13 protein-coding genes are annotated in these 16,681 nt (G+C 55.4%); 9 read left to right on the forward strand and 4 right to left on the reverse strand.

All coding sequences use genetic code 11. The features are described from left to right. Positions 1-345: 345 nt before the first annotated feature. Positions 346-1,818: a DASS family sodium-coupled anion symporter gene (locus ACEQFP_RS02500; RefSeq protein ID WP_035598230.1), complete on the forward strand. Its 1,473-nt coding sequence runs from the start codon at positions 346-348 to the stop codon at positions 1,816-1,818. 72 nt (positions 1,819-1,890) lie between these two features. Here ACEQFP_RS02500 and leuD read toward each other — a convergent pair whose 3' ends face one another. From leuD to leuA, 4 genes are read right to left on the reverse strand one after another with little or no spacing between them, the layout of a single operon-like run. Further along, complete coding sequence (gene leuD / locus ACEQFP_RS02505; RefSeq protein WP_068871898.1) at positions 1,891-2,493, reverse strand: 3-isopropylmalate dehydratase small subunit; 603 nt, start codon at positions 2,491-2,493, stop codon at positions 1,891-1,893. Continuing rightward, positions 2,486-3,901: a 3-isopropylmalate dehydratase large subunit gene (gene leuC, locus ACEQFP_RS02510; RefSeq protein ID WP_068871896.1), complete on the reverse strand. Its 1,416-nt coding sequence runs from the start codon at positions 3,899-3,901 to the stop codon at positions 2,486-2,488. The genes leuD and leuC overlap by 8 nt, the downstream gene beginning before the upstream one ends. A 2-nt stretch (positions 3,902-3,903) precedes the next feature. Beyond that, positions 3,904-4,995, reverse strand: coding sequence for a 3-isopropylmalate dehydrogenase (gene leuB / locus ACEQFP_RS02515; protein ID WP_005282595.1), 1,092 nt, complete (start codon positions 4,993-4,995; stop codon positions 3,904-3,906). A 2-nt stretch (positions 4,996-4,997) separates the two neighbouring features. Further along, a complete protein-coding gene (leuA, locus tag ACEQFP_RS02520) occupies positions 4,998-6,584 on the reverse strand; it encodes a 2-isopropylmalate synthase (protein ID WP_370546967.1) in 1,587 nt (528 codons plus the stop codon). 650 nt (positions 6,585-7,234) lie between these two features. Here leuA and leuO point away from each other — a divergent pair. The 8 genes from leuO (at position 7,235) to ftsL (ending at position 16,656) form a co-directional block, all read left to right on the forward strand. Further along, on the forward strand, positions 7,235-8,200 hold the full coding sequence (gene leuO, locus ACEQFP_RS02525) for a transcriptional regulator LeuO (RefSeq protein WP_005282599.1): 966 nt from the start codon (positions 7,235-7,237) through the stop codon (positions 8,198-8,200). A 263-nt stretch (positions 8,201-8,463) separates the two neighbouring features. Then, positions 8,464-10,266, forward strand: coding sequence for a long-chain fatty acid--CoA ligase (locus ACEQFP_RS02530; protein WP_005294841.1), 1,803 nt, complete (start codon positions 8,464-8,466; stop codon positions 10,264-10,266). Positions 10,267-10,562: 296 nt separating this feature from the next. Continuing rightward, positions 10,563-12,281, forward strand: a complete 1,719-nt coding sequence (ilvI, locus tag ACEQFP_RS02535) for an acetolactate synthase 3 large subunit (protein WP_109610390.1) — start codon at positions 10,563-10,565, stop codon at positions 12,279-12,281. Between the two features lie 2 nt (positions 12,282-12,283). After that, positions 12,284-12,775, forward strand: a complete 492-nt coding sequence (gene ilvN, locus ACEQFP_RS02540) for an acetolactate synthase small subunit (protein WP_005294846.1) — start codon at positions 12,284-12,286, stop codon at positions 12,773-12,775. A gap of 197 nt (positions 12,776-12,972) precedes the next feature. Further along, complete coding sequence (gene cra, locus ACEQFP_RS02545) at positions 12,973-13,977, forward strand: catabolite repressor/activator (protein WP_035594775.1); 1,005 nt, start codon at positions 12,973-12,975, stop codon at positions 13,975-13,977. A gap of 956 nt (positions 13,978-14,933) precedes the next feature. Next, positions 14,934-15,392 carry a division/cell wall cluster transcriptional repressor MraZ gene (mraZ, locus tag ACEQFP_RS02550; protein WP_005282610.1) on the forward strand — a complete coding sequence of 153 codons (459 nt, stop codon included), beginning with the start codon at positions 14,934-14,936 and terminating at the stop codon, positions 15,390-15,392. A 2-nt stretch (positions 15,393-15,394) separates the two neighbouring features. After that, complete coding sequence (gene rsmH, locus ACEQFP_RS02555; RefSeq protein ID WP_370546965.1) at positions 15,395-16,339, forward strand: 16S rRNA (cytosine(1402)-N(4))-methyltransferase RsmH; 945 nt, start codon at positions 15,395-15,397, stop codon at positions 16,337-16,339. Then, on the forward strand, positions 16,336-16,656 hold the full coding sequence (ftsL, locus tag ACEQFP_RS02560; protein ID WP_024524057.1) for a cell division protein FtsL: 321 nt from the start codon (positions 16,336-16,338) through the stop codon (positions 16,654-16,656). The genes rsmH and ftsL overlap by 4 nt, the downstream gene beginning before the upstream one ends. Positions 16,657-16,681: the final 25 nt, after the last annotated feature.

A 16,681-nucleotide genomic window follows, 5' to 3' on the forward strand; every position in this document is an offset into this window, starting at 1 on the left:
CTCTTCGCTAAAAGTCATCCATTTTTCTTTCCTCATATTACGCAGATAATGGCAACAGATGAAAGAGGGTATCTCTCCGATATCGAAGAGTGTTTCTGAGTAAAGGTGCTTTTCACCGGCCGGCGATCGTTGATCGTCGGCATTTTTCTGTTCGGGGCGAGCGGTTGGCAGATAAAAATGTGCCGTACTTCATATGCCCTTCTCCTGCCTGCGCTTTTTTCATCGTCGCCATCGTGAACGCTGCTATGCTAACGCGACACTCGCCCGATAGCTGGATAGGTTGCGGCCGGGCGTGTCCATCGAATCGACAATAAAAAAGTATAAGGATGGCATCGCATGGAAAAAATGGAGCGACTCACGCCGTTAAAACCGTTACCTGCATTGATCGCGTTAGTTATCGGCTTGACGATCTGGTTTATTATTCCCGCCCCCACAGGGGTGAGCCCAAATGCCTGGCAGCTGTTGGCCCTCTTCGTCGGCACCATCGCCGCCATTATCGGTAAGGCGTTGCCCATCGGCGCCGTTTCGGTAGTGGCCATCGCCTTAGTGGCGCTGACCGGGGTCACCAATCCCGGCAAGCCTGCGGCGGCGTTGAATGATGCGCTGAGCGGTTTTTCCAATTCGTTGATCTGGCTTATCGGTATTTCGATCATGGTGTCACAGAGCCTGAACAAGACCGGGTTGGGCGAGCGCATCGGTTATTGGTTTATCGCGCTGTGTGGCAAGCGGACACTCGGCATCGCCTATGGTCTGGCATTGGCGGAGACGTCGTTGGCGCCGGTGACCCCGAGTAATACCGCTCGTGGCGGCGGCATTATTCATCCTATCATGCGTTCCATCGCCGACAGCTTTGACTCGCATCCACGCCCTGGATCGACAGAGAAGATCGGCCGTTATCTCTCTTTGGTTAACTACAACATTAACCCGATCACCTCGGCGATGTTTATCACTGCTACGGCACCCAATCCATTGATTGTCAATCTCATCGCTAAAGGAACGGGCCATGAGTTTGAGTTATCGTGGGGCGCCTGGGCATTGGCAGCATTACTGCCTGCGCTGCTATCGCTGCTGCTGATGCCGCTGGTGGTCTACTGGCTCTATCCACCGCAGATCCGTCATACCCCCGATGCGCCGGGCTTCGCACGAGAACGTCTCCGGGCGTTGGGGCCGATCTCCTTGGCGGAGAAGATCACCCTGGCGGTATTTATCCTGTTGTTGGTGCTCTGGGCCGATATTCCCGCTTGGCTGTTAGGTGCAGGCTGGTCGGTCAACGCCACCACCGCCGCTTTCATTGGCCTGGCTATTCTGCTGTGTAGCGGGGTGCTCAGCTGGGATGACTTGTTGAAGTGTAAAGGTGCCTGGGACACGGTGGTGTGGTTTGCCGCGTTGGTGATGATGGCGACGTTCCTCGGCAAACTCGGCTTGATAGCCTGGCTTTCGCAGAGTGTCAGCCTGTTGATCGATGGTCTGGGGATGCATTGGGTCGGCGCGATGGTGTTGTTGACCTTGGTCTATGTGTACGCGCACTACTTCTTTGCGAGTACCACGGCGCACATTACCGCCATGTTTGCCGCCTTCTTCGCTGCCGGTTTGGCGTTGGGGGTACCGCCGGCACTGTTCGCCTTGGTCCTGGCGTTCTCTTCATCGTTGATGATGTCGCTGACGCATTACGCTACCGGTACCGCACCGATCATCTTTGGATCTGGCTATGTCACGCTAGGCGAATGGTGGAAGACCGGTTTCATTCTCAGCGTGGTGAACCTGACGCTGTGGCTGAGCGTCGGTAGCCTATGGTGGCATTGGCTGGGCTACTGGTAATCGAGCTGGCTATCGAGAGGGCGCTGAACGCGGTATGAGCACGGCGGGTCGGGTTTCCGGCCCGCCGTGTGCTTAACGCAAGAAGGTGGGACGGCGTGCCTCATAGGCGGCGATGTCCGCCTCATGTTGCAAGGTCAGGCCGATGCTGTCCAACCCACGCATCAGGCAATGGCGCCGGAACGGATCGAGATGGAAGGGATAGCGTTGTTCTCCTGCCTGCAGTGTCTGCTGTTCTAGGTCGACGCTGAAGGCGATGCCCGGCGCGGCGTTGACCAGGGCGAACAGCGTGTCGATTTGCGCCTCGCTGAGGGTAATCGGGAGCAGTTGGCTGTTTAAGGCGTTGCCATAGAAGATGTCGGCAAAACTGGGGGCGATGATCACCCGAAAGCCGTAGTCACTCAGCGCCCAGGGGGCGTGTTCGCGTGAGGAGCCACAGCCAAAGTTTTCTCGTGTTAGCAAGATGCTGCCTTGGCGGTAGGCGGCCTGATTAAGGACGAAGTCGGGATGCGGGCGTTCGCCTGCGTCGTCGAGGAAGCGCCAGTCATGGAACAGATGGCGGCCAAATCCGCTACGCGTCACCTTCTGCAGAAACTGCTTGGGAATGATGGCATCGGTATCGACATTGGCGGCATCCAGGGGCACCACGATGCCGGTGTGGCGAATGAATTCAGTCATGGTTCCCCTCCTGGAACTGGCGGATATCGGCGAAGTGGCCACAGATGGCGGCGGCGGCGGCCATGGCTGGGCTGACCAAGTGGGTGCGCCCACCACGGCCTTGACGCCCCTCGAAATTACGATTGCTGGTTGAGGCGCAGCGCTCTCCCGCGCCTAAGCGGTCGTTGTTCATAGCCAGGCACATGGAACAGCCCGGCAGGCGCCATTCGAAACCCGCCTCGGTAAAGATCACGTCTAGCCCTTCCGCCTCGGCCTGCGCCTTGACCGGGCCGGAGCCAGGAACCACCATGGCCTGCACGCCAGGCGCGACACGGCGCCCGCGGGCGATGGCGGCGGCCGCGCGCAGATCCTCGATGCGTGAGTTGGTGCAGGAACCGATGAAGACCCGATCGACGGCGATCTCGCTCATGCGCACGCCGGGTTGCAGATCCATATAGGCTAATGCCTTACAGGCCGAGGCGCGGGCGATCGGGTCGGCCAGCGTATCGGGATGGGGGATCGGCGTATCGATGGCGATTACCTGGCCGGGATTGGTGCCCCACGTTACCTGTGGGGCGATCTCACTGGCCTGCAGGGTGACGACGCGATCGTAATGTGCGTCCGGATCGGCGCGCAGCGTACGCCAGTAGTCGACCGCTTGCCGCCACTGCTCACCTTGTGGTGCGAACGGCTTATCACGCAGGTAGGCGTAGGTCGTCTCGTCCGGGGCGACTAGCCCAGCCTTGGCACCCAGCTCGATCGCCATATTGCACAGCGTCATGCGCCCCTCCATCGATAGCGCCTCCACCGCCGGGCCACAGAATTCCACCACATAACCGGTGCCGCCGGCGTGACCGATGTGGCCGATCACCGCCAGCACCAGATCTTTGGCGCTGATCCCGACGGCACATTCGCCCTCGATCGCGATCTTCATGGTCCGCGCCCGCCCCTGCTTGAGGGTCTGAGTGGCTAAGACATGCTCTACCTCGGAGGTCCCGATGCCGAACGCCAGCGCGCCGAAGGCGCCGTGGGTGGCGGTATGGGAGTCGCCGCAGACGATGGTACTGCCCGGCAGGGTCATTCCCTGTTCCGGCCCAATGACGTGGACGATCCCCTGGAGGGGATGGTGCAGATCGTACAGTTGGATGCCGAATTCGCGGCAGTTAGCGATTAGGGTCTCCATCTGAATGCGTGCCATCTCGCCGCAGGCATGGATATCTCGGCTCTGGGTGGAAACATTGTGATCCATGGTGGCGAAGGTCAGCTCGGGGCGCCGCACACGGCGTCCCTTAGCGCGCAGTCCGTCAAAGGCCTGCGGTGAGGTAACTTCATGTACCAGGTGGCGGTCGATATACAGCAACGGGGTCTCCCCCTCGGCCTGGTGCACCAGGTGAGCATCATACAGTTTTTGATACAGTGTCTGACCCATGGTTAGGCCTCCTGAATGATCAGTCGAGCGATGGCATCGCCCATCTCGTCGGTACTGGCCGCCGTCCCCTGAGGGGTCAGGTCGGCGCAGGCGATGCCTTGGCTCAATGCCTGGTTGACCGCACGCTCGATGGCCGCGGCGGCGTCGGGGGCTGCCAGGCTATGGCGCAACAGCAACGCCAGCGACAGGATCTGGGCGATGGGATTGGCCAGGTTCTTTCCGGCGATGTCCGGCGCCGAGCCGCCTGCGGGTTCATACAGGCCGAAGCCCTGTTCATTCAGGCTGGCTGAGGGCAGCATCCCCATCGATCCGGTCAGCATGGCACACTCATCGGAGAGAATGTCGCCGAACAAGTTGCTGCACAGCAGCACGTCGAACTGGCTAGGATCTTTAATCAACTGCATGGTGGCGTTATCGATATACATATGATTCAGCGTGACCTGGGGATAATCACGCGCGATTTCGCTGACGACCTCACGCCATAACAGCGAGCTTTGTAACACATTGGCTTTATCGATGGAGGTGACCCGAGCGCGGCGTGTCGCTGCCGCCTCGAAGGCGAGACGGGCGATGCGTTCAATCTCAAAGCGATAGTAGACTTCGGTGTCAAAGGCACGCTGATGCATCCCCTGTCCTTCGCGCCCCTTCGGCTGCCCAAAATAGATCCCCCCGGTCAGCTCACGCACACATAAGATGTCAAAGCCACGCGCGGCGATATCGGCACGCAGTGGGCACAGGGCCTCGAGGCCGGGATAGAGGCGCGCCGGGCGCAGGTTGCAGAACAGCTTGAAGTGTTTTCGCAGTGGCAACAGGGCGCCGCGCTCTGGCTGTTCACTCGGCGGCAGGTGCTCCCAACGCGGCCCGCCGACGGATCCGAATAGGATGGCATCGGCCTGTTCACAGCCGTGTAAGGTGGCCTTGGGCAGCGGAGTGCCATGACGATCGATGGCGATACCGCCGATGTCATACTCGCTGGTGGTGATACGCAGACCGAAGCGGCTGCGAATGGCATCCATGACCTTATGGGCCTGTGCCATGACTTCTGGGCCGATGCCGTCGCCGGGCAATACGGCAATATGATGGTGATGGCTCATTGTTACAAGGCTTCCTTAGTCGTCTGTGTGGCGGAGTGAGCGCTGGCATGCAGGCGTTGACGTTCCTGCTCGACCTGACGTGCGCGCCAGATATGGTTCAATACATGGATTAAGGCTTGGGCGGAGGAGTCGACGATATCGGTGGTCAGCCCGACGCCATGGAAGCGTCGACCCTGGTGCTCGGCGACGATATCCACCTGCCCCAGTGCATCGCGGCCTTGCCCCTTGGCCGATAACTGATATTTCACGATATCGACCGGAATGTCGGTGATACGGGTGATCGCCTGGTAGACGGCATCGACGGGACCGTTACCGGTTGCCGCTTCGGCACGGATCTCATCGCCGCAAGCCATCCTTACCGAGGCGGTGGCCATCACACTGCTGCCCGATTGCACGCTGAAGTATTCCAGGCGAAAGTGATCGGCTTCCTCTTGTTGGCGGTCGATAAAGGCCAATGCCTCCAGATCGTAGTCGAAGACCTGGCCTTTTTTGTCCGCCAGGCGCAGGAAGGCTTGATACAACCGCTCCAGATCGAAGTCGTGCCCCTCGCGATAGCCCATCTCTTCCATACGATGCTTGACGGCGGCGCGTCCGGAGCGGGAGGTCAGGTTTAACTGGATCTGTGGTAATCCGATCGATTCTGGGGTCATGATCTCGTAGTTTTCGCGATTCTTCAGTACACCGTCTTGATGAATACCCGAGGAGTGAGCGAAGGCGTTGGCGCCGACCACCGCCTTATTGGCCGGAATCGGCATGTTGCACAGTTGGCTCACCAGTTGGCTGGTGCGATAGATCTCTGGGTGATGGATGGCGGTATGCACCTGCAACAGATCGGCACGGGTGCGGATCGCCATGATCACCTCCTCTAACGCACAGTTGCCCGCGCGCTCCCCGATCCCATTCAGTGTGCCCTCTACCTGGCGTGCGCCAGCCTGGATTGCGCTGATTGAGTTGGCACAAGCCATCCCCAGATCGTCGTGGCAGTGAACGGAGATCACCGCCTGATCGATGTTGGGGACGCGTTCGAACAGGGTATGGATGATGCCGCCAAACTGGTAGGGGGTGGTGTAGCCGACCGTATCGGGAATATTGATGGTCTTAGCGCCCGCCGCGATGGCGGCTTCGACGATGCGGCACAGGTTATCGATAGGGGTACGCCCGGCATCTTCGCAGGAGAATTCGACGTCATCGGTGTAGCGACGGGCCCGTTGGATCGCCTGGCGCGCCATGGCGATGGCATCGTCAAATGAGCGACGCAGTTTAGACTCCAGGTGCAGGGTCGAGGTGGCTAAGAAGGTATGGATGCGGAAGGCTTCCGCGACGCTCAGCGCCTCGGCGGCGGCGTCGATATCGGCCTCGACGCAGCGCGCCAGGGCGCATACTCGGCTGTGCTTGATCTGTTGGGCGATGGCGCGTACAGAAGCGAAGTCGCCGGGGGAGGAGATGGGAAAGCCCACCTCCATCACATCGACCCCCATGCGTTCTAACGCCAGGGCGATCTGCAGTTTCTCTTTAACACTCAGGCTGGCTTGCAAGGCTTGTTCACCGTCGCGCAGCGTGGTATCGAAAATGATTACCTGTTGGCTCATCGTTCCATTCCTCGAAATAGTTCCCTGTCGTAAAGCGCCGCGCCGTGTTTTTACTAAAAAAAAACCCGCGCTATTGCGCGGGTTGGTAGATCGGGTGGGGGATTTACTGGTAACCTCCGCCCATACGCCATCCGCGCAATGCCTCTGCGAGAATAAGTAGTAGTAGGTTCTGGCGTATGAACATCATAACGTTACCCATTGTGAATCACCGATTGATATAAAGTGATACTGGATAGTTTTTGTCTTGTCAACACATCGCTGTTGTGAGACGGCGCATGCTCCGGCTTATCGACAAGAGGTTATTTTGCAAAATTGGATAAAACCAGAAGGATAAATTGTTTCTGCGGCGGCGTTTTGATGTATCGAGAGATAAAAAACATAAAAATTTGTAAATATGTTTAGATAAAAATAAAAACCACCTAAATGAATAATCTGAAATTATTTAATGCTACTTTCTTAATAATTAAGTACAGCTACACTATTAATCTATAGAATATTTGTTTGATAAGTTATTGTAACTATTTTTCTTATACTACAGTCTAATATTTATAACCTTACATAATGGCTTATTTTTTCAAATAATCAGAATAAACGAATTTATATCCGGTAGCTATACCGGTGAACCAGGGTAAACGCGCAGGGAGGTTGCCATGACAGAGACGGAACAGGATACTCAGATGACCTCGGTTGAAGGCCATCATACGGCGGAGAATACTCTGCGAAATGTCGATCTTAACCTGTTGACGGTATTTGATGCCGTGATGCAGGTACAGAGTATTACTCGTGCCGCACGTTCACTTAATATGACTCAACCCGCCGTGAGCAATGCGGTAGCTCGTTTAAAACTGATGTTTAACGATGAACTATTTATGCGCTATGGGCGAGGTATCCGCCCGACTAACCGGGCTTATCAGTTGTTTGGCCCCGTTCGTCAGGCACTGCAGATCGTACGCAATGAGTTACCTGGTGCGCGCTTTAAACCGGAAAGTAGCGAGCGCTTGTTCAATATTTCCATCACGAGTCCACTGGATATCTTACTGACGGCTAAGCTGCTTAAACAGATTAAACAGTATGCGCCGCGGGTACAAGTCAACTTTGATTCACTGGTGAATGAGCAGATTGAGCGTAAATTACGCTACCAGGAGAGTGATTTCCTGATCGATTATCAGGATCTACCTGGTGATGAGTTTTGCCGTGAGGCGTTGTTTGAGGATGAGTTTGTACTCGCCGTGGCTCAAGCACATCCACGTATCGGCGCGGAATGCACACTACGTAATTTATTGCTGGAGTCACATGCCGTGGTCAGTATTAATCAATTCTCCAGTGTCAGCCGCTTTTTTTATGTGCATACCGATCTATTTCGCCAGATGGCTTACCAAGGTACGGACTTAAGTAGTGTATTAAGTATGGTCTCGAAGACGGAAATGGTGGCGATCGCACCACGATGGATGGTGGATCAATATGCCGATTACCTGCAGATTCGCGCCGTTACCCTGGTTGAGCTCGAGACACGGCGCACCTGCTTCTTCAATTGGCACCGAGCCTCCGAGCGTGATAGCGCCCATGTTTGGTTGCGTCAGTTGATGAGCGATTTCGGGCAACAGTGCCGCGGATAGGTAAACGGGCAGCAATCGCTGCCCTATGCACGTTGTATAGAGGATTATTCTGGTCGTTATTCATCGAGCTTTCGCGAAGAATCGTCGCCGGCGATGAGCGAAAATCTATGGTTGCGCACACGTTTCCAGGCGATAACGGTTGATTCATGCACAGGAAACGGTAGACTGCGCGCGAATTTAGTGCACACCTGTAAGCTGAAATCGGCCTAGTTTAGGTGGGCGTATATCGCGGCAGTACCGCGTTCTTACGATGAATGGACCGAATGATCAAAGCGTTAGAGAATTATCACCTGGTAGCCCGCATTCAAGGACAGATTCATAACTCACCGGATCGCATCGCGCTGCGTGATTGGTCGCCAACGGCCGATTTTGCCTATCGCTGGCGTGAAGTGGGGGCGCAGGTTTCGCGTCTAGCCCGCGCGCTACTGGCTTGGGGCGTCGAGGTTCAAGAGCGGGTGGCTATCTTCGCCCATAACTCCGTTGCGTGGTCGCTGGCCGATCTGGCGATCCTCCATCTGCGCGCGGTGACAGTACCGATCTATGCGACCAACACGGCGTCTCAGGCGGCCTATATCCTCAATGACGCCAGTGTCCGAATCCTGTTTGTCGATGGCCAGGCGCAATATGATGCGGTGTTGGCATTACGTAGTGATTGCCCTCAGTTGCGTCACATTATCGTGTTGACGCGTGATGTCGATCTGCGGGGTTGCGAGATAGCCTGTCATCTGGATGAGTTAGCGCATGCCGAGCATGAGATTTATGCCGAGCCATTGGCGCAGCGTATCGCCGAGGCGACACTCGATGATCTGTTTACCTTGATCTATACCTCCGGTACCACGGGTGAGCCGAAGGGGGTCATGCTGGATTACCGCAACTTGGCGGCACAGCTTTACCTGCATGATGCTCGTCTGAACGTCAGCGATCAGGATGTCTCGCTCTGTTTCCTGCCGCTCTCCCATGTGTTCGAACGCGCCTGGAGTTTCTATGTGATGCATAGCGGGGCGCAGAATGTGTATTTGCACGATACCAATCTAGTCCGTGAGGCGATGCAAGCGGTGCGTCCGACGATGATGTGTGCGGTACCACGCTTCTATGAGAAGATCTTTAGCGCCGTGCAGGCCAAGGTGGCTCAGGCCCCCTGGCTGCGTCGTCAACTGTTCCGCTGGGCGGTATGGTGCGGTGAGCAACGTTTTCTGCGTGAGCGGGCGGGGCGTCCATTAAGCGGTATGATGGCCGCGATGCATCGTGCTGCCGATCGTTTGGTGCTCGGTAAGCTGCGCGATATCCTCGGTGGGCGCGTTCGCTTCTTGCCTGCCGCCGGTGCCAAGTTGGATGATCAGGTGATCCTGTTCTTCCAAGCGTTGGGGCTAAATATCAAGTATGGCTATGGGATGACCGAAACGTGTGCCACCGTCTCCTGTTGGGAAGAGCACGATTTCCGCTTCGGCTCTATCGGCCGTCCTCTGCCCGGCATCGAGGTGCGTATCGCCGAAGAGAATGAGATCCAAGTGCGCGGCCCGATCGTGATGCGCGGCTATTTCAATAAGCCGCAGGAGACCGCACAGAGCTTCACCGCCGATGGCTGGTTGAAGACCGGCGATGCGGGGGCGTTGGATGCCCAGGGAAATCTGTTTATTACCGAACGCCTGAAGGATCTGATGAAGACCTCCAATGGCAAGTACATCGCGCCGCAATTGGTCGAGGGGACGCTGGCACGAGATCGCTTTATTGAGCAGGTGGCGGTGATCGCCGATGCCCGTAAGTTTGTTTCGGCGTTGATCGTGCCGTGTTTCGATGCGTTGGAAGAGTATGCGCGTTCGATCAATCTCAAGTATCACGATCGTCTCGATCTGTTGCGTCACAGCCATATCGTGGAGATGTTCGAACTGCGTCTGGCGGAGATGCAAAAAGAGTTAGCCAAGTTTGAACAGGTCAAGCGCTTCACCCTGTTGCCACAGGCTTTCTCCATGGAGTTGGGCGAACTGACGCCGACGCTGAAATTGCGCCGTAAGATCATCCTGAGCCGTTATCATCAGGAGATCGAGTCCATGTATCTGGAACATTGATCGCCGAGGGCGTCGGCGGAGATACGCTGCCGACGCCACTATGATTAACCTCTGAATTTCGCCTCCTTTCAGTCATAAGCAGGGGCTACCTGCTATGACTTTCAGTGTTTTATCTGCCCGATATCCTTCGCCACAGAGTTCTCTGCATCATGCGACTTTTTTGTCCGACGAGGCCGTTTGCTCCGTCGGAAAAGTGACGTTAATGTAACCACATTGCGGCATAACATGATCAGGGTGCCGCTGCGCGCGGCGGTAGCGCCGTCTTTGTTCAGCCACGCAGGCAGGAGTCACAGGCTATGGAGAGATTATCGGGAGCCGAGATGGTGGTTCGCTCGCTGATCGATCAGGGTGTCAAACACCTCTTTGGTTATCCGGGCGGTACCGTACTGGATATTTATGATGCGCTGCATACCCTCGGTGGTATCGAGCATATTCTTGTACGGCATGAACAGGGCGCGGTGCATATGGCTGATGGTTATGCTCGTGCGACGGGGCAGGTGGGCGTGGTGCTCGTTACCTCTGGGCCGGGAGCGACCAACGCTATCACCGGGATTGCCACCGCCTATATGGATTCGGTACCGCTGGTGGTGCTTTCCGGTCAGGTGGCCTCATCGTTGATCGGTAACGATGCTTTCCAAGAGTGCGATATGGTCGGTATCTCGCGCCCTGTGGTGAAGCACAGTTTTCTGGTTAAGCGTAGCGAGGATATTCCCATGGTGCTGAAGAAGGCTTTCTATCTGGCCAGTAGCGGGCGACCGGGGCCGGTGGTGGTCGATTTGCCCAAGGATATCCTCAATCCGGCACAGAAATATCCCTATAGCTACCCAGAGCAGGTAAGCCTGCGCTCCTATAATCCGACTTGCCAGGGGCATCGCGGTCAGATTAAGCGAGGACTACAGACGTTGTTGGCAGCTCGTCGCCCGGTGATCTACGCCGGTGGTGGGGTGATCAGTGCCGAGTGTCATACGGCGTTACGGGCGCTGGCTCAGCAGCTTAACTTACCCGTCGTGACCTCACTGATGGGATTGGGTGCCTTCCCGGCCTCGCATCCGCAGTGTCTGGGAATGCTGGGCATGCACGGCACCTATGAGGCCAATATGGCGATGCATCATGCCGACGTGATCTTCGCCGTCGGGGTACGTTTCGACGATCGTACCACCAATAATTTAGCCAAGTATTGCCCCGAGGCTACGGTGGTACATATCGATATTGATCCCAGTTCGATCTCGAAAACCGTCACCGCCGATGTGCCGATTGTCGGCGATGCTGGCGATGTCTTGGCGGTGTTACTGGCGTTACTGGCACAGGGGGATAATCAACAGGATTTCGACAGTGTGCGTGACTGGTGGCAGCAGATCGCCCAGTGGCGCGAACGCCAGTGTCTGCGTTATGCCTGCGATGGGCAACGGATCAAGCCGCAACAGGTGATCGAGACGCTACACCGCCTAACGAACGGCGAGGCCTATGTTGCCTCCGATGTGGGCCAGCACCAGATGTTTGCCGCGCTCTACTATGGCTTCGATCACCCTCGGCGTTGGATCAACTCGGGTGGGTTGGGCACCATGGGATTCGGCTTGCCTGCGGCGCTCGGCGTACGCCTGGCGTTGCCACAGGCTACGGTGCTGTGTATCACCGGTGATGGTAGTATCCAGATGAATATTCAGGAGTTATCGACGGCACTGCAGTACGATCTGCCGATCGTTGTGGTCAACCTGAATAACCGTTTCTTAGGGATGGTGAAGCAGTGGCAAGATATCATCTACGCCGGGCGTCATTCCCAATCCTATATGCAATCCTTGCCCGATTTTGTTCGCTTAGCAGAAGCCTACGGTCACGTCGGCATTGCTATCCGTCATCCCGATGAGTTGGAAGAGAAGCTGCGCGAGGCATTAGCGATTCGGGATCGTCTGGTGTTTGTCGATGTGACGGTCGATGAGACGGAGCATGTTTACCCGATGCAGATCCGCGGCGGGGCGATGAATGAAATGTGGCTGAGCAAAACCCAGAGGAGCTAATCATGCGGCGGATTTTATCGGTATTACTGGAGAATGAATCCGGCGCCTTGTCGCGAGTGGTCGGACTGTTTTCCCAGCGTGGCTACAACATTGAGAGCCTGACGGTGGCGCCGACGGACGATGCGACCCTATCGCGTATGACCATCCAGACTAAGGGCGATGCGCAAGTCTTGGAGCAGATCGAGAAGCAGTTGCACAAGCTGGTCGATGTATTGCGTGTGAGCGAGTTGGTGCCCGATGCCCATGTAGAGCGTGAGATCATGCTGGTGAAATTGCGTGCCAGCGGCTATGGACGTGAGGAGATCAAGCGTAGTACTGATATCTTCCGTGGCCAGATCGTCGATGTGACGGCCTCGCTGTATACGGTGCAGTTGGCGGGTACCAGCGACAAGCTGGATGCCTTTCTGGCTGCAGTGCGGGAGGTTGCTGAAATTGTTGAAGTGGCCCGCTCTGGGGTGGTTGGCGTGGCGCGCGGTGAAAAAATCATGCGTTGACAGATGGTTACTCTGTCGTCACTGCACGTTTCATGGCCCGGCTTTGTGTCGGGCCTCTTATTTTTCCATTTTTGCTGACGCCTTTCAGCTAAATGGGTTGCTCCGTGAGCATTTATGCGCTTAGATCGTTAGATATTAAGCGAATAAGCCAAGGCATGCGCGGTCACCGCGAGGGGATTGCTTGTAAGGGGGAGAATGTGAAACTGGATGAAATTGCGCGTCTTGCCGGGGTCTCGCGCACTACCGCCAGCTATGTGATTAATGGTAAGGCCAAACAGTATCGCGTGAGCGATAAGACGGTAGAGAAGGTCATGGCGGTGGTCCGTGAACATAATTACCATCCGAATGCGGTGGCTGCCGGGTTACGTGCCGGGCGAACGCGTTCTATCGGATTGGTGATCCCGGATCTGGAGAATACCAGCTATACCCGTATCGCGAATTATTTGGAGCGCCAGGCGCGTCAGCGTGGTTACCAACTGCTGATCGCCTGTTCAGAGGATCAGCCAGATAACGAAATGCGTTGTATTGAGCACCTGTTGCAGCGGCAGGTCGATGCGATCATCGTTTCGACGGCGTTACCGCCGGAGCATCCCTTCTATCAGCGCTGGGCCAACGATCCGTTGCCGATCATCGCCCTCGATCGCGCCCTCGATCCGGAGCATTTCATCAGTGTCGTCGGTGCCGATATGGATGATGCGGAGATGCTGGCGGCCGAACTGCGCCGCTTCCCCGCGCAGTCGGTGCTGTATCTTGGCGCACTCCCGGAGCTTTCTGTTAGCTTCTTGCGTGAGCAGGGGTTCCGTAAGGCTTGGCAGGGCGATGAGCGTCAGGTCAATTATCTGTATACTAACAGCTATGAGCGTGATGCCGCGGCAACGGCATTTAGCCAATGGTTGCAACATCACGCGATGCCGCAAGCGTTGTTTACCACCTCTTTCCCTCTACTGCAGGGGGTGCTGGATGTGACGCTGAAGAAGCAAGGGCATTTACCGAGCGACTTAGCCATCGCGACCTTTGGTGATAATGAATTGCTGGACTTCCTGGATTGCCCGGTACTGTCTGTTGGGCAACGTCACCGCGACATCGCCGAACGGGTGCTGGAGCTGGTGCTGGCGAGCCTGGATGAGCCGAGAAAACCGAAGCCGGGCTTGAGCCGGATGCGGCGAATTCTGTTACGGCGAGGTCGGCTAAACCGACAATAAAGTAGAATAAAAACCGGCTGTTGCCGGTTTTTTTACGCGTGAAGTAGGGGGATAGTCCGATGCCCGTCGTGCGATAACGATGGCCTCGCTGTGGAGTCAAGGGGATAGCCGATACGACATCAGATAATTCTATGGTTTAAAAAGCTAATTGAATCATTTTTGTCGATTAAATATGTTGTATCAAAGTGTATTTGTGGATATTTATATTGCAAAGTGTCTTGTTGTTGGTTTGAACTGTTGCTTGTTGATGCGTTGTGTCGCGGTCGTGGTTATTTTTTTCGAGATTAAAGGAATAGTCTTAAAAAATCAGGTTATTGCTCAAAATAAAAGCAAAAAAATATCGTTCAATGGTTTGGCTTGCACCGTATAGGGGCCTTGTCACGTCGAGAGGGGGATGAGAGAGAAAGATGATTAATTATTTTAACGTATTAGTTTTGATGGGAGGGAGGGGCTGAAAAATCTGGAAAAATATTTAATAGAAGAAAGCCATTATTATTGAGAGTAAAGTAAGAAAAAATACGATAAAATAAAAGGACAGTGATGAATGTAATATAATATCATGAAATTAAAAGATATTTTTAATTTCGATGTTCGCTCGTATTATTCAGAACGTTCTCGTTAGCACACCTCTCTTGGTTTGGGTGATTTGTGTTCAGATTGGTTAAAACGAGAGCTGTATTGCAAAAAATGAGTAAAGTTTAGGATGCGTTAGGTGGGTCATTTTACAGTTATTACCGTGGATTGATTTGAAATTCCTACCATTTATCATGATGTTAATTTGTACACTCTGCGCTCAGATTTTTCTTGCCTATTTTGTTTAAAAGAAGCGTTGACAAAAATATTGCCAAACCGCGTCCGCTCTGGCTTGACAAGGTTTTCCTCCCCTCCGTAAACTTCTTAACGTGGGAATTTGTGGGATAAAGTGGTGATATGGGGCGGCGAGGAGTTACTCCAGCATGTTTCGTGGTGCAACAACCATCAATCTCGACAGCAAGGGACGTCTAGCGGTACCAACCCGCTACCGAGACCTGCTGATCGAAGAGGCGCAAGGTCATATGGTTTGTACCATCGATCTCCATCACCCCTGCCTTCTACTTTACCCCTTGCCACAGTGGGAAGTGATTGAACAAAAATTATCCCGTCTGTCGAGTATGAACCCTGCTGAACGTCGCGTGCAGCGTCTATTGCTGGGTCATGCCAGTGAATGCCAGATGGATGGTGCCGGGCGACTGTTGATCGCCGGTACGCTGCGGCAACATGCCGGGCTGCAGAAACAAGTGATGCTGGTGGGCCAGTTCAACAAGTTTGAGCTGTGGGATGAAGAGACCTGGTATCAACAAGTCAGGGACGATATTGAAGCGGAACAGTCCGCAACGGAGATACTCTCCGAGCGCTTACAGGATTTGTCGTTATAGTCATGTCGGAAAATTTTCAACACAAGACCGTGTTGCTTGATGAGGCGGTAGCAGGCCTTAATCTGCGCAGTGACGGTATCTACATCGATGGCACCTTTGGTCGTGGTGGTCATTCGCGTCTCATTCTCTCCCAGTTGGGGGCGGAGGGGCGACTCATCGCCATTGATCGCGATCCGCAGGCCATCGCCGCCGCCGCTCAGATTAATGATGCGCGTTTCTCCATTGTCCACGGTCCCTTTTCGGCATTGGCGGAGTATGTCGAGGAGTTCGGCTTGGTGGGGCGCATCGATGGCATCCTGCTCGATCTGGGTGTCTCCTCACCGCAGCTCGACGATCCGGAGCGGGGCTTCTCCTTTATGCGTGATGGGCCGTTGGATATGCGCATGGATCCATCTCGGGGGCTCTCGGCGGCCGATTGGCTGATGCAGGCGGAGGAAGAGGATATCGCCTGGGTACTGAAGACCTTCGGCGAAGAGCGTTTCGCTAAGCGCATCGCTCGCGCCATCGTCGAGCGTAACCGGACGGAGGCACCGTTGACACGTACGCGTGAACTGGCGGCGTTGATCAGCGAGGCCAGTCCGTTTAAAGAGAAACATAAGCATCCGGCGACGCGCAGCTTTCAGGCGATCCGTATTTATATCAACAGTGAACTGGATGAGATCGAGCGTGCGCTAGAAGGTGCGCTGGCGGTTTTAGCGCCTGCGGGACGCCTGTCGGTGATCAGCTTCCATTCGTTGGAGGATCGTCTGGTAAAACGCTTTATTCGTCAATATAGCCGTGGGCCTCAGGTGCCGAAGGGATTGCCGTTAACCGAGGCGCAGCTACAGGCGCAAGGCGGGCCGCAGCTGAAGGCGCTGGGGAAACGCATGCCGGGCGAACAAGAAGTCGCCAACAACCCGCGCGCGCGTAGCTCGGTGTTACGTGTGGCGGAAAGGATCGCTCGATGATCGGCAATGAGCGCCATTCGCTGATCTCGATCATCGGGGGCGACTTACTGCGTCACGGTAAGCTACCGGTACTGCTGTTTGTTGCGGTATTGGTGTCGGCGCTGTTGGTGGTGACGACCACCCATAAGACACGCCTGCTGACCGCCGAGCGTGAGCAGCTGGTGTTGGAGCGGGATGCGCTAGATATCGAATGGCGTAACCTGATCTTGGAGGAGAATGCGCTGGGCGACCATAGTCGAGTCGAGCGCATCGCCACGGAAAAACTGCATATGCAACATGTCGATCCTTCTCAGGAAAATATTGTTGTTCAACAGTGAATTAGCTGGATTATGGCGATCAGGT

The sequence above is a fragment of the Edwardsiella sp. A.80236 genome, from assembly GCF_044540725.1.
GTDB classification, from domain to species: domain Bacteria; phylum Pseudomonadota; class Gammaproteobacteria; order Enterobacterales; family Enterobacteriaceae; genus Edwardsiella; species Edwardsiella tarda.

What these genes read in the sequence shown, in the direction of transcription:
- ilvN (WP_005294846.1), top strand. Translation starts at nt 12,284, where the DNA reads ATGCGGCGGATTTTATCGGTATTACTGGAGAATGAATCCGGCGCCTTG.
- ACEQFP_RS02500 (WP_035598230.1), top strand. Translation starts at nt 346, where the DNA reads ATGGAGCGACTCACGCCGTTAAAACCGTTACCTGCATTGATCGCGTTA.
- ilvI (WP_109610390.1), top strand. Translation starts at nt 10,563, where the DNA reads ATGGAGAGATTATCGGGAGCCGAGATGGTGGTTCGCTCGCTGATCGAT.
- leuA (WP_370546967.1), bottom strand. Translation starts at nt 6,584, where the DNA reads ATGAGCCAACAGGTAATCATTTTCGATACCACGCTGCGCGACGGTGAA.
- leuB (WP_005282595.1), bottom strand. Translation starts at nt 4,995, where the DNA reads ATGAGCCATCACCATCATATTGCCGTATTGCCCGGCGACGGCATCGGC.
- leuC (WP_068871896.1), bottom strand. Translation starts at nt 3,901, where the DNA reads ATGGGTCAGACACTGTATCAAAAACTGTATGATGCTCACCTGGTGCAC.
- ftsL (WP_024524057.1), top strand. Translation starts at nt 16,336, where the DNA reads ATGATCGGCAATGAGCGCCATTCGCTGATCTCGATCATCGGGGGCGAC.
- rsmH (WP_370546965.1), top strand. Translation starts at nt 15,395, where the DNA reads ATGTCGGAAAATTTTCAACACAAGACCGTGTTGCTTGATGAGGCGGTA.
- leuD (WP_068871898.1), bottom strand. Translation starts at nt 2,493, where the DNA reads ATGACTGAATTCATTCGCCACACCGGCATCGTGGTGCCCCTGGATGCC.
- leuO (WP_005282599.1), top strand. Translation starts at nt 7,235, where the DNA reads ATGACAGAGACGGAACAGGATACTCAGATGACCTCGGTTGAAGGCCAT.
- ACEQFP_RS02530 (WP_005294841.1), top strand. Translation starts at nt 8,464, where the DNA reads ATGATCAAAGCGTTAGAGAATTATCACCTGGTAGCCCGCATTCAAGGA.
- mraZ (WP_005282610.1), top strand. Translation starts at nt 14,934, where the DNA reads ATGTTTCGTGGTGCAACAACCATCAATCTCGACAGCAAGGGACGTCTA.